We start from the raw sequence: 13,461 nt of genomic DNA, 5'->3' as shown, positions 1-13,461 counted from the left end.
GTGGTTAATTTCTCCTGCGAAAAAGCCTCAGTTTCCAATACCCTTGCTTAAAGTAAATAAAAGCGGCCAGGGCGGCGACCAGGTTGGATATTGGGAAAGCCCACCAGATTCCTTCATAGCTTAGATCTGTTTTATGGGAAAGCATAAAGGCGAGGGGAAACCTAATGATCCATAAGTTGAGAATGGAGATAAGCATAGAGGCTTTGGTGAACCCTGCGCCGTTAAAAACCCCATTCAACACCTGCTGTACGCCCAAAAGACCGAAACTAGGTGCCATGATCTTTATAAAAAGGGAAGCATCTTTAATTACATCGGGATCATTAGGAATGAAAAAAGCAGTAATGGGTTCGGCGAAAAAGTACATGAGCATTCCCATCCCGGTAAGGCCAAAAAAGGCGATTTGACTACTCAGGTTTGCAACCTTTTCGGCTCTTTTGATCTTGATAGCACCAATATTTTGACCCACCAGCGAAGTCGTGGCAATGGCCAGACCCAGTGCCGGGATAACAATAAAACTCAGAATTCGGGCGCCAATTCCATAGGCTGCAACCACTTCACTGCCAAAGCCGGTAACCAGGACCACCATAAAGGTCATTCCAAGGGCTCTTGTGGACTGTTCAATACTTGCAGGTATGCCAAGGTTAACTATCCTTTGTAACGTGAAGAGGTGCGGTCTCATTTGATTAAAATGGATCCTTATACCACTTCTTCCTTTAAATAGTATCCAAAGTCCTATTGCTGCCGAAATGGCCTGGGTAACAATACTGGCCACCGCGGCTCCTGCCACACCATAACCCGGTATGGGGCCATAGCCATAAATAAATAACGGGTCCAGGATAAGATTCAGAAAAACCGTGGAAAGAACTATATAAACCGGAAGCATCACGTTTCCAATTCCTCGCATAAGTGATTGGAATGCAAAGAACATGAAGAGAAAGACAAAGCCAATGGAAGAGACCTTAAAGTAGCTTACAGAATCCTTGATAATTTCGGGTCCGGCACCAATAAGCCGCATTAGAGGTGCAGCTGAATAATAACTCAACACTGAAAGTAAGAGAGAGATAAAAAAGACGAGGGAAATAGTCTGGGAGGAATTGAAATCCACTTTTTCCTGATCTTCGGCACCAAAATATTGAGAGACCAATACTGTTCCTGCAAGCGTTAATCCAGAGCCCAGCGATAAGACCAGAAATAGCAGTGGAAAACTTATACTTACTGCCGCAACAGCATTAGCTCCCAGTCTACCCAGCCAAAAAGTATCTATTAGTTGGTAAGCAGTTTGAAGAATGTTTGCCAGAATAATTGGTACCGCCAGGTGGAATAAGGAATTGAAAATTTTTCCTTCGGTATATTTCTTCTTTTGCTTCATGTGCCACAAAAATACTGCAGCGGGGGTGCACATTGTACTAAAAATTTAATAATTCCTTTCTATCCGGGACTAAAGTGGATTGATGCTGAAAGTTTTTCTTTTCCAAGACATTTTTCTTCCATAAAAAAACCTTTAGGAAAATTTAATTATTCCGGAATTTGTAAAGCCTGATTATTTTTCGTAATTTCATACAAATCAGTGCTTTATATTCGAATATGGTATAATTTTTACTAAATATTCTGGCATACTATGAGCGTTTTTACAAACATCTGGAACAATTACACAGTTGAGTTTTCCACTACTCAAAAGGTGATCATTACCATTGTACTGGGAATGATCTTTTTGATCGCTCTTTTAGCAATAGTATTGGTCATTATGGAAATTGCCCAATAGCAGGGGTATCAAAGAAGTGTAAAACAGCAGCCTTTTCTTCAAGGGGGTGATTTCCTTGTGTTTAAATATTTTTATAAAACAAGATCCCGAAAGACGTTACTTAGACTTGAAAGTATTGTCCTTCCTCATTTTATTTATTTTTAGTATCTTTAGGTACAACCAATTAGCCGTTGCTACTAAAATTTCATTTATGGATGTTATTACAATCTACAAATTGATGAAGCCTCATCTAGATTTGTTGAATCCCTCAGAAAAAGCTGCTCTTTCAAAATTGATTAATGCTCAAAAGCCTGAGAAAATTACCTGCTACCACAGAAAAAAATTATCTCTTTCAAAAGCAAAAGAACGTCTTAAAACTTTCTGCCGAAGAGAAATGGAGCGGGAAAAATTAAAAGAAACGGCAGTCTAATTTTTTGTTAATCACATAATTTCCTCAATTACTTCAGATAATTTCCTGTATTTTCAAGAAAAAAGAAGAAATCTATGAGGGAGAAAATTTTATTGGCTGGTGCTTCGGGAGCCTTGGGTCTGGAAGTTCTGAAAATACTTCACCAGCAGGGAAAGGATGTCCGGGCCCTGGTACATTCAGCAGATGGATCCGAAAAGGTATCCAAATTTACACAGGATATATGGAGAGCGGATGCCAGTGAAGGCAACGAGATCATTAAGGATATTACCAAAGATGTTTCAATAGTTATTTCCACCCTTGGAAAGAGTGTTAGTCTTTTCACCGACAGGGGCAAATCTTTTATGGAAAATGACTTCTACGCCAATTCTAATATCCTGGATGATGCAGTTAAGAACGGTGTAAAGCGTTTTCTTTACGTGTCCATAAAAGGTGCCGAAAAAGCCCTGGAATATGAAGTAGCCAAATCTCATAAAATGTTTGAAGATGCACTGGAGGCTTCGGGGCTGGATTATACCATAATAAGGCCTGTAGGTTTTTTTTCGGGGTTGAACGATCTTGCAATTATGGCAAAGAGGAAAGTTATTCCCATAGTAGGGGAAGGGAAAGCCCGCACGAATAGCATTCATCAAAAAGACCTGGCAAAAGTAGTTGTTGGAAATTTGTATGAAGGCCCCGCAATCAAGGAAGTAGGTGGTCCTCTTGTGCATACCCGCCGGGAAATGGCAGATATGATAGCTGAAAAAATTGGGGGTAAAGTTGTTCCCGTTCCGGAAAAAATTGCCGAGTGGGGGATGTTCCTGCCCGAGATGGTGGATGATAGTCTTTCGAGTAAACTGAAGTACTTCAAATTTGTAACAACTAATGATATGATTGGGGAGAAAAATGGAGAGATAACTTTTAAGGAGTATCTGGACAACCTCGATCTTGAAAAAGATTTACCTTAATGTCTAAAAAATACGATGCAATAGTTATAGGCTCCGGTAGTAATGGGATAGCTGCCGCTATTAGATTACAGGAAAAGGGACTAAAAACTGCCATTTTTGAACAGGCAGCAGTTCCTGGGGGTGCTACAAAGACTCAGGAGTTGACTTTGCCGGGATTTAAGCATGACGTAGGTTCAGCAATTATGCCGTTAGGACTGGCTTCTCCTTTTTTTAAAGATCTTCCCCTGGAGCAGTATGGCCTGGAATGGATCTTTCCTGAGATCGCCTATGCCCATCCTTTTGAAGACGGTACAGCCTATGGATGCTATAAAGACATCAATAGTACCGCAGCCCAACTGGGAGAAGATGAAAAGGCTTATCTGGACCTTATAGGACCGTTGCTTGATAATTGGGATAAACTGGGAAAGGATCTGCTGGGACCTTTGGGAATCCCCGATCATCCCATGGCCTTCATGAAATTTGGGATCAAGGCATTACCTTCAGCAAAGATCATTGTAGACAAATATTTTAAGAATGATAGATCCAAAGCCTTCTTTTATGGATCGGCGGCTCATTCCACACTTCCAATGAACACTTTGGCATCAGCTTCTTTTGGGCTGGTGCTTACCACCAGTGCACATAAATTTAACTGGCCTTTTCCTAAAGGAGGTGCAGGGAATTTTGTCCATGCCCTTACCGAGCATTACAAGTCTTTGGGGGGAGAAATATTTTGCGACACCTGGGTGGAGGATATAAGGGATCTGCCTAATGCCTACGCATACCTTTTTGATCTTACCCCGAGACAATTGCTGAAGATAAAAGGGCTTAATTTCAGCTCTCTTTACAGGCAGCGACTGGAATCCTATAAATATGGCGCCGGAGTTTTTAAAATGGACTGGGCCTTAAGTGAACCCATTCCTTTTACTAATGAAAAATGCCGAAAAGCCGCAACAGTCCATTTAGGTTTCACCAAGGAGGAGATAGAGAATTCAGAAAAGGGCATTCATGAAAAGAACATGACAAAAACGCCTTACGTTCTTATTGCTCAACATTCTCCTTTTGATCCTTCCCGTGCACCCGAAGGAAAACACACTGCCTGGGCTTATATTCACGTCCCCAACGGCAGTACAGAAGATTTTACAGAGATCATTGAAAATCAAATAGAACGTGCTGCGCCCGGTTTTAAAGATACCATCCTGGAGCGCTCTACTATGAACACTGTTGCCCTGGAACAATTTGATCCCAATCTTGTGGGTGGAGATATAAATGGCGGAAAACAGGATATCACACAGTTGTTCACACGACCTGTAGCACGTATTTCCCCTTATTCCACACCCGATCCACGGGTCTATATATGCTCTTCATCAACTCCCCCGGGAGGAGGCGTCCACGGAATGTGTGGTTTTCATGCGGCTGAAAAAACTTTAAAAGATCATTTTAAGGAATTGCTTTAACAAGAAAAAAGGCTGTCTGAAAAGCATATAATACGTCATCCTGAATTTATTTCAGGATCTTATCCAATTGAAAGTCATAATCAATTAGAAGCTGAAACAAGTTCAGCTTGACGAAAAATGGCCTTTTCAAACAGCCTCTTTTTTACCTGAACTGTTTCAGGTTCTATGTGATAATCTGGTAAAGAAAATTCTTTTCTAAATCCTCCTATTGTGCTTCTTCTTTAGATGGAACAGGGAAACCACGGTCTCTCATTAGAGCATCTATGGTCGCATCCCTTCCTCTAAAAAGCCTGTAGGCTTCCGCAGGGTCCATGGCATTTCGTGGTGCAAATAAATACTTCACCAGCCTGGCAGCTACATTTTCATCATAGAACCCACCCGGAGCCTCCTGGAAAGCTTCCGCAGCATCTGATGTTAATACATCTGCCCATAAATAACCATAGTAACCTGTTGCATAACCTTCACCCGAGAAAACGTGTCCAAAATGCGGAGTACGATGTCTCATCACAATTTGTGAAGGCATATTAAGTTCATCCAGGGTTTCTTTTTCAAAAGTATCCATGTCGATCTCTTCAGGATCTGTTGTATGCAATTTCATGTCCATCAAAGCTGAAGCAAGAAACTCTGTCGTGGCAAATCCCTGATTAAAAGTAGAAGCCTTTTTGATCTTTGCTACCAGTTCCTGCGGGATAGGTTCCCCGGTTTCATGATGAACTAAAAAGCGGTTGATCACCTCATCTGTAGATAACCATCTCTCAAGAAGTTGTGATTGAAATTCGGTATAATCCCGCACACCACTGTTAAGAATAGGATACTTTACTTCTGAAGCAAAGAAATGCAGGGCATGTCCAAACTCGTGGAAGAAAGTGGTTGCATCATCCCAGGAAATTAATGCAGGTTCTCCGGGAGCAGGTTTTACGAAGTTGGAATTGTTGGAAGCCAGAACGGTCTCTTCTTTTTCATCCATTTCTGCATGGCTGCGGTATTGAGATGCCCAGGCACCAGATCGTTTTCCTGTGCGGGCATAAGGATCCAGGTACCAAAGTCCTATGTGTTTTCCAGAATCTTTATCGGTCACTTCCCATACTTTCACGTCTTCATGAAATACAGGTACTGTACCTTCGGGAACGGGAGTAAATTTGTAATTGAAGATTTTCTCTGCTGTGAAGAAAAGTGCATCTGTTAGTTTTCCCAGTTGCAGGTATTGCTTAACCTCATCAGACTCCAGGTCGTACTTTTGCTGTCTTACTTTTTCGGCGTAGTAACGATAATCCCATGGAGCTATGGTAATGTCTTTACCTTCGGCTTCGGCTACCGCCTGCATATCGGCTACTTCTTCTTTTACACGGGCAAGAGCGGCAGGCCAAACGGCTTCCATGAGTTCCATAGCTCTTTCCGGCGTTTTGGCCATTCTGTTCTGTAGCCTCCACTGTGCATAATTTTCATAACCTAAAAGTTCTACCCGCTCATCGCGTAACTTGAGGATCTCTTCAATAAGTTCTTTATTGTCATACTCGTCATCATTATCTCCCCGCGAATAATAATTTTCCCATACCTTTTTTCTGAGTTCTCTTTCATCTGAATAGGTAAGGAAAGGATCCATGGAAGAGCGGGTATTAAGTACTGCAAACTTGTCCTCTTTCCCACGATCGGCCGCCGCTTTTGCAGCTGCTTTGGTATAGGATTCAGGTAAGCCGCTTAATTGATCTTTTTCCAGAAAAACCACATAATTCTCTTCCTCGGCTAATACATTGTTGCTAAACTGGGTGTAGAGACGGGAAAGCTGCTTATTGATTGCGGCATAACGCTCTTTGTCTGCTTCATTAAGATCTGCCCCTTCCATGGCAAAATCTTCATACATAAGCTGCACTGCACGTTGTTTTTGTGGGGAAAGAGGGCTTTTTTGTGATTGCTCATAAACTGCCTTCACTCTTTCAAAAAGTTCTTTATTCTGAGAAATTTTTGAAGAATACTCTGAGATCTTTGGCGCAAGTTCCTGCTGAATTTTCCTGAATTCCGGCGAAGACATATTGCTGCTCCAAATACTGTAATAGGTAAAGGCGCGGTCAAGTGCCTCTCCCGATTTTTGCATTGCCAGGACAGTATTCTCAAATGTGGGAGGGGCAGGATTTGTTGAGATCATTAGAACTTCCTGCAGGTGAGAAGCCATTGCCTGCTCCATAGCAGGTTGAAGTTCTTCAAGATTCATTTTATCAAAGGCCGGCACGCCGCCGTAAGGCCCGGTCCACTCCTGTAAAAGGTCATTTTCCATAGTCGTTTTTTGTACTGTAGCAGTCTGTTCACCATCGGGTGTTGGGGCAGGGGAGTTACCCGACCCGCATGCCGATATGGCCAGAGCTGTAATTAAACCAACACTAAATTTTTTTGTGGGGATCATTTTCTGTTTCATTTAAGTTTTCGGATTTCAAGATACTAATAATCTAAAAAAGGGAAGGGTTTCAAAAATGCCATTTTTGACAGGTGAATTTTAAAACTTACTTTTATACAATCTAAACAGCGGTATGGAATTTTTAAAAAAGAACTGGTCGAATATCCTGTTCATCATTCTAATTGTTCTCCTTATCATTCCTCAAACCAGGAAACCCATACAGGTAACGCTGAACCGTATTATTGCCTTTAGCCCGTCAAAAATAGCTGCCGATGACCGTGAGACTCTGGAAGATTATAACTGGAACCTTACAAATCTCCAGGGAGAACCTGTTAATTTTAAGAAAAGTATAGGAGAAGTAGCTGTTATAAACCTATGGGCTACCTGGTGTCCTCCCTGTATAGCAGAAATGCCTTCTTTTCAAAAACTGTACAATGAATACGGGGACAAAGTGGATTTTTATTTTGTTTCTACCGAAGATCAGGAAAAGCTACAGCGGTTCCTCGATAAAAAGAATTACAGGCTTCCGGTTTACCAACCCTTAAGCATGGCGCCACAAAAGCTCCAATCGCGCAGTTTGCCTACTACTTATGTGATCTCCAGGGATGGTAAAATTGCGGTTAATAAAAAAGGATCTGCTAACTGGAATGATGCAGGCTTTAAAGATCTTCTCGACCAATTGCTAAAAGAAAATTAGACCTCGGGCTGCAGGGATTTTCTAATGCTTAGCAGTTCCTCCACAAATTCCCGGCTATTCGACAATCGGGGTACCTTGTGCTGGCCTCCCAGTTTATTTTTTCGTTTGAGCCATTCATAAAATGTACCTTCAGGCATTTCGCGCACTACAGGCTTTTCAATAGCAATATCGTTCTTACGCTTCGAAGCATAATCGTCATTATAAATGCCCAATTCTATATCCAGAATTTCAGTAAATGCCTGAATGTTTTCAGGAGACCTTACAAATTCGATAAGCCATTCATGATAACCTTTTTTGCGGCGATCGTAAAAATAAGGGGCCGCTGTGAAATCCCGAAGAATAGCTCCAGTTTCCCTACAGGCCTTGGAGATGGCTTTTTCGGCATGTTCTGCAAAAAGGTCTTCTCCAAATACATTGATACAATGCTTGGTGCGGCCGCTTATGGTAAAGCGATAGGGACTGGTGCTGGTGAATTTCACGGTGTCGCCAATTTTGTAGCGCCACAAACCGGAATTCGTACTAATGACCATGGAGTAGTTCTTACCCATTTCCACTTCGCTTAATGGAATCACCTTTGGATTCTCTGAAAGAAATTCTTTTTCGGGAATGAATTCGTAGTAAATTCCATAGTTGAGCATAAGCAGGAGGGAAGGGTCTTCCTTTTGATCCTGAAGACCAAAAAAACCTTCGGTGGCATTAAAGATCTCAAGGTATCTTAAGCTTTTGTTCCTGTCCAGCTCCTCAAATAATGGCCTGTAAGGCGCAAAGGAAACAGACCCGTGAAAGAAAACTTCAAGATCTGGCCAAACATCCTGGATGTGTGTAATTTTTTGCTCCTTTATAATATGTTGAAGCAATAGCAACATCCACATTGGGGAACCAGCGAGGCTGGTAACCTTTTGTTGGGAAGTAATTTCGGCAATCTTTTCTATCTTCTCCTCCCAGTTGTTCATCATGGTCACCTCTAATCCCGGAGTTCTTCCGAACTGGGCCCAAAAAGGCAGGTTCTTCATGACAATAGCCGAAATATTAGCTATATAATGACTGTTATTGCTGGAATGCTTGGCTTCCTGGCTTCCTCCAATAGACAGGTTTTTTCCTGAAAATAATTTGGCATCAGGATAATTCCTGATGTACAGTGCGAGCATATCACGACCGCCCTGGTAATGACACTGTTCCAACCCTTCGGTAGAAACCGGAATGATCTTACTGGTAGCACCGGTAGTACCCGATGATTTCGCAAACCACTTAATAGGGGTGGGCCACAATACATTGTTTTCTCCTTTCAGGATTAATTCGATGTACGGGTAGAGATCTTCATAACTATTTAGTGGCACCTGCTCAATGAACTGCCGGTAGTTGTGAATATCTTTAAAATGGAATTTTTTTCCGTAGAAGGTGTCTTTAGTACTTCCCAGAAGTTGATGCAAGACTTTTTGTTGAGTCTCATGAGGATTATTAATAGAATTTTCTAAGTCTTCGATCCGGCTCTTCATCACCAGATTGCCTATGGAATCAATTATCCCCATACAATGCGATCAACTTTTGTAATAATTTTTAGACGGGATCCATAAAAAAAACAGATCCTTACAATCGCCGAAGATACACAATAATAGCTTTTTTACAGTTGCACCAGCTTATTTTCCTTCAATTACGTCTTCATGACAGGGAAAAGTAAGTACAAATGAAGTCCCTTCACGGGGTACGCTTTGTACTTCAATAGTAGCACCATGATCATCCAGTATATTTTTGACCGAACTTAAGCCAATTCCCATGCCACCCGGTTTTTGTGTGTAAAAAGATTCAAAGAGCCTGTCGAGTTGTTTTTGCTCCATACCACAGCCGTTATCGGTTATGGTGAGGGCATAGTTATTTTTCTTTTTCTTGATACTAATATTTAACACTCCTTCATGGGGAACCATGGCTTCACTGGCATTAACGATAATGTTAAGTATGGCGATCTGGAGTTTTTCCTCATCGGCATTAATAAAATAAGGACCCCGATATTTTTTGTGAACGGTAACCCCCGAGAGGTAGATCCTGTCCTTTGCATGGCTCAAAGCTTTATTCGTAGTCCTTGCAAGACAGCATTTGGTCATTTGAGGTTTAGAATAATTGGAAGCTGTTAAAAGATCTGTCACTAAATTATTCAATGTCGTTGCACTCCGTTTTATAATCCCCGTATAATTCTTTAACAACTTCTTCCTGGAACCGGTATTTATCTTTTCCAGTATGTCTGCAGACATGCTTATGCTAGCAAGAGGATTCCTTAATTCGTGGGCAAGAGTTCTTGCAATCTCTCCTTTTATGGAAAGTTTTTCTGCAGTGATCAATGCCTGCTGGGTCATTTTTTGAGACTGGACATTTCTAAGAAGTAATATATATTCCACCACATTGAACTTCCTGTTTCTCTTAAAAACTTTTCCCCTTGCATTGTAGTAGTCCCAGTGCTTTTCCTTCCCTTTTAGCCTGAACTCAACTTCAACTACATCCTCATCTGAGGCTTCCATTAGGTCTGTATGAAATGATAGTGTTTTTCGCCTGTCTTGCGGATGGATCAATGGAAGAATATCCAATAAATGCATGCCTTCGACTTGCTTTACAGTCATTCCTTCTTCTTCTGAAAGATCCCGGTTAATGAACTTTACTTTTTCATTATAAAGGTCGAAGGTCATTATGATATCGGGTGAGGTATCTATGAGCTGTTTCTTAAACTTTACATTTTCTTTTAATTTCTGGGCTTTTAATTTGTCCCTGGTTATATTTTCCAGAGAACATACCAGCAAACCACTTTGCCGCCTGCTGGTGATCCTGAACCAGTTATTCTTCTCATTGCGCTCCACTTCGATCTCAAAATCGGCAGATTCACCCGTAAGCATGGTTTGCTTTAGGGTCTCAAAAACCCCTTTTTCGGTAGATTGTGGATTGTGTTCAAGAAAGCTGCGGCCCACCATTCGGTTTTGATTATAATAGCGGTTTATAACCTTGTTAACCCGTATATAGGTGAAGTCCACTATATCATAGTTTTCACCGAACAGGGGCTTCATTACGAATATTCCCTGGTTAACCGTGTCAAAAACCATTTGAAGGAGTTCGTTGTTCTCCTCCAGTTCGTAAGTGCGACTTTTTACTTTTAGCTCGAGATCATCATTGAGCCTTCTTAATTTTTCTTCGGTTTCTTTTCGACGTGTAATATCTGAAAAAAGACATGCTACTTTTCTACTTTTTTTACTACCAATTGGAAACGCGTAAACATCAAACCAGCGATTGCGAGCGGCTGCATAATCTTCAAATCGCACGGCCTCTCCGGTAAACGCAACCCTTCCAAGGGTGTTGAACCATGGGTTTTCATGCTTCTTATAAAATTCTCTCATGGTTTTACCAAGAGGATCTCTTAAACCGGTGTGTTTTTCAAAAGCAGGATTAACCTCTACAAATAGGTAATCTATAGGTTTCTTTTGCAGATCAAAGATCATTTCTACAACTCCAAAACCCTGGTCAAGGGAATTTACCAACACCCTATAGTGGTTAAGGCTCTCTCGAAGTACACTTTCAGTTTCTATTTTATGCTCTTTTCTCCCCTGTGCCCGGATGTTTTCCACAGGTTTTGCAAGAGTAAGAACAAAATTTTCGCTCTCTTCATTAAAGCCACCGTAGAACCTGCTTTCTAAATGAAATTTCTTCCAATACCCAAAGGTGGACTTCATGCGGATAATCCCAGAACTTTCACCTGTCTCCAATTCCTCGCTGTAGTTGCCTAAAAGGTGTAAAAATGAAAGATAGTCTTCAGGATGTATTTTTTCTTTAAAGAAATCTTCTTCACCTTCTTCAAGCGGAAAATAATTTCTGAAATACTGCATGCACCTGTAATTAACCGCTTTCAAAGAAAGATTTTCAGCAGAACTAATGAATAGCAGAAATTCCTGTTTATCATGCCCGTTATAAGCATTGAAAAGGCTGTGGGCGGCACCTATAGAAATTTCGTCCGGCATAAAAGTAGTTTTTTGCATCTAGATAAAATTTTTGAATAGCAGGTAAGTAAATTCCTGTTGTTCTGGTATTCTACAAATGTGGGGGAGAAGTTAAATTTAATATAAATTTTGGATTTTTAATCATCACAGGGCCAGATTTTTACAAAATGATTCGGCTATAATACCTTAAGCTGTATCCCTGCTGGGTTTTCCCGTTTTTAAATTTGAATTAAATTTTTATTTCAGGGAGGAGATTAGGCAGGAATATTTTTACAGAGGAGCTATTGTAAAAGAAAATGGGAGGAAATTAACAGCTTTTGATTGATTGAAAAGATAAAAATTTAAGTATTTATTTAGGAGCAGGTGTAGGAGGCATTGTGCGAATAATCGCAGAATTCTGTCCTTTTATCGCCGTTAAAACATTGAACCTTGGACAATTAATTGATTTTCCCTCCAGGGAGGAGAATAGTTATTTCTTGTTTCTGCGATTGTAATTTTTGTCACCTCTGGTCTTTGGCTTCTTGTACTTCTTTTGGACTTCCCTGCGATATGAACCACCCAGGTTAACCTTTTTGTTCTTTTCTTTTTTCTCATGAAAAGCCGGGCCCGGTTTATCTTCATCAGAAAATTTTTCAGGGTTGTAGATCTCTTCAGATTTTGGCTGTTCTTCGGGAATAAGTTCCGAAGAAACGGGAACGTCTTCGGGTAAAGAATGCATGTCTATCTTGAGATCCATAAGGGATTCAATTTTATCCAGATCCTCTTGTTCAGATGGAGTAGTAAAAAGTATGGCATGTCCTTCTTTCTCGGCTCTCCCGGTACGCCCAATACGGTGAATATAATTCTCGGGATACGCAGGGGTATCAAAATTGATCACATGGCTTACCTGTTCAATGTCAAGACCACGGGCCATAACATCTGTAGCTACCAGGATGCGGCAAAAGCCTTCTCCAAACTGGCGTATGCTTCGTAAACGATAATTCTGGGTTTTGTTGGAATGTATCACGGTACACTCTTCAGGAAATAAAGGATCGAGGTTTTGGAAAAGACGATCGGCTATACGTTTGTTTCCCGCAAAAATGAGCACCTTATGAAAAGTTTCCCTGTCTTTCAACAGGTCTTTAAGGAGGTTGATCTTGGTGTAGAAATTAGGAACCTCATAACCTTGCTGATTGATGTTTTCCAGGGGAGCACCGCTGGCAGCAACAGACACTGTTTCGGGATTCTTGAAATTCTCCTGAATAAGCTTTTCTACATCTGCTGTCATTGTAGCCGAAAACATGATGTTCTGCCGGCTTTCAGGAATTAACTCCAAAATGTTGGCAAGCTGAAACCTGAAACCCAGGTCCAGCATCACATCAACTTCATCTATTACAAGCTTCTGGATCGATTTTAACTGCAAATCACGGTTTATAGCAAGATCATACAGGCGGCCAGGAGTGGCCACTAAAATATCAAGTCCCTGTGCCACCAGCTGCTTTTGGGTGTTGATGTTAGTTCCACCGTAAATTCCAAGTATTCTAGTATTTATATATTTTGTGAGCTTTTCAAGCTCTTCTATTACCTGTACCACAAGTTCGCGGGTAGGAACCAGGATGAGTACCCGTGGATTCTTTTGTTCAGAATACTTCAGGGTCTTTAGAAGGGGTAGAAGATATGCAAGGGTTTTTCCGGTACCGGTTTGAGCGATCCCCACCATGTCCCTTCCCGAAAGAATTACAGGTAAAGACTGCTCCTGGATTGGAGTAGGAGTAGAGATCTTTTGATCTTCAAGTGCATTTAAAAGGGGAGTAGTAAGATTGAGGTCCTGAAAAGTCACGGTATAAAATTTTAAGAGGGCAAAGTTAAGCTTAAAT

The 13,461-nt window shown here is 41.1% G+C and carries 10 protein-coding genes; 5 read left to right on the top strand and 5 right to left on the bottom strand.

Annotated features, from left to right (window positions below; genetic code table 11):
• Positions 1-4: 4 nt before the first annotated feature.
• Positions 5-1,402 (bottom strand): MATE family efflux transporter, encoded by a 1,398-nt coding sequence (locus LA313_RS03065; RefSeq protein ID WP_228913145.1) that lies wholly within the window; start codon positions 1,400-1,402, stop codon positions 5-7.
• Between the two features lie 216 nt (positions 1,403-1,618).
• On the opposite strand from LA313_RS03065, the gene LA313_RS03060 reads away from it, so the two are divergent.
• The 4 genes from LA313_RS03060 to LA313_RS03045 all read left to right on the top strand — a co-directional run bounded on the left by LA313_RS03060 (position 1,619) and on the right by LA313_RS03045 (position 4,548).
• Positions 1,619-1,762 (top strand): hypothetical protein, encoded by a 144-nt coding sequence (locus LA313_RS03060; RefSeq protein WP_228913144.1) that lies wholly within the window; start codon positions 1,619-1,621, stop codon positions 1,760-1,762.
• 190 nt (positions 1,763-1,952) lie between these two features.
• Positions 1,953-2,171, top strand: a complete 219-nt coding sequence (locus tag LA313_RS03055) for a hypothetical protein (protein ID WP_228913143.1) — start codon at positions 1,953-1,955, stop codon at positions 2,169-2,171.
• Positions 2,172-2,245: 74 nt separating this feature from the next.
• Positions 2,246-3,115, top strand: a complete 870-nt coding sequence (locus LA313_RS03050; RefSeq protein WP_228913142.1) for an SDR family oxidoreductase — start codon at positions 2,246-2,248, stop codon at positions 3,113-3,115.
• A complete protein-coding gene (locus LA313_RS03045; protein ID WP_228913141.1) occupies positions 3,115-4,548 on the top strand; it encodes a phytoene desaturase family protein in 1,434 nt (477 codons plus the stop codon). Before LA313_RS03050 ends, LA313_RS03045 begins: the two co-directional genes overlap by 1 nt.
• A gap of 205 nt (positions 4,549-4,753) precedes the next feature.
• Here the strand turns inward: LA313_RS03045 and LA313_RS03040 are convergent, their stop codons facing one another.
• Positions 4,754-6,946 (bottom strand): M3 family metallopeptidase, encoded by a 2,193-nt coding sequence (locus LA313_RS03040; RefSeq protein WP_228913140.1) that lies wholly within the window; start codon positions 6,944-6,946, stop codon positions 4,754-4,756.
• 124 nt (positions 6,947-7,070) lie between these two features.
• On the opposite strand from LA313_RS03040, the gene LA313_RS03035 reads away from it, so the two are divergent.
• On the top strand, positions 7,071-7,634 hold the full coding sequence (locus tag LA313_RS03035; protein ID WP_228913139.1) for a TlpA family protein disulfide reductase: 564 nt from the start codon (positions 7,071-7,073) through the stop codon (positions 7,632-7,634).
• Here LA313_RS03035 and LA313_RS03030 read toward each other — a convergent pair.
• The 3 genes from LA313_RS03030 to LA313_RS03020 all read right to left on the bottom strand — a co-directional run bounded on the left by LA313_RS03030 (position 7,631) and on the right by LA313_RS03020 (position 13,424).
• Positions 7,631-9,163, bottom strand: coding sequence for a GH3 auxin-responsive promoter family protein (locus LA313_RS03030; RefSeq protein ID WP_228913138.1), 1,533 nt, complete (start codon positions 9,161-9,163; stop codon positions 7,631-7,633). The two genes, LA313_RS03035 and LA313_RS03030, sit on opposite strands and share 4 nt — an antisense overlap.
• 108 nt (positions 9,164-9,271) lie before the next feature.
• A complete protein-coding gene (locus LA313_RS03025) occupies positions 9,272-11,626 on the bottom strand; it encodes an ATP-binding protein (RefSeq protein ID WP_228913137.1) in 2,355 nt (784 codons plus the stop codon).
• 448 nt (positions 11,627-12,074) lie between these two features.
• Entirely contained in the window at positions 12,075-13,424 is a 1,350-nt protein-coding gene (locus LA313_RS03020) for a DEAD/DEAH box helicase (protein ID WP_228913136.1), read from the bottom strand.
• Positions 13,425-13,461: the final 37 nt, after the last annotated feature.

This window comes from Salinimicrobium sediminilitoris (genome assembly GCF_020866905.1).
Taxonomy (GTDB): domain Bacteria; phylum Bacteroidota; class Bacteroidia; order Flavobacteriales; family Flavobacteriaceae; genus Salinimicrobium; species Salinimicrobium sediminilitoris.
The sequence above is the reverse complement of the archived record's forward strand: the minus strand, read 5'-3'. Positions and strand labels throughout refer to the sequence as shown.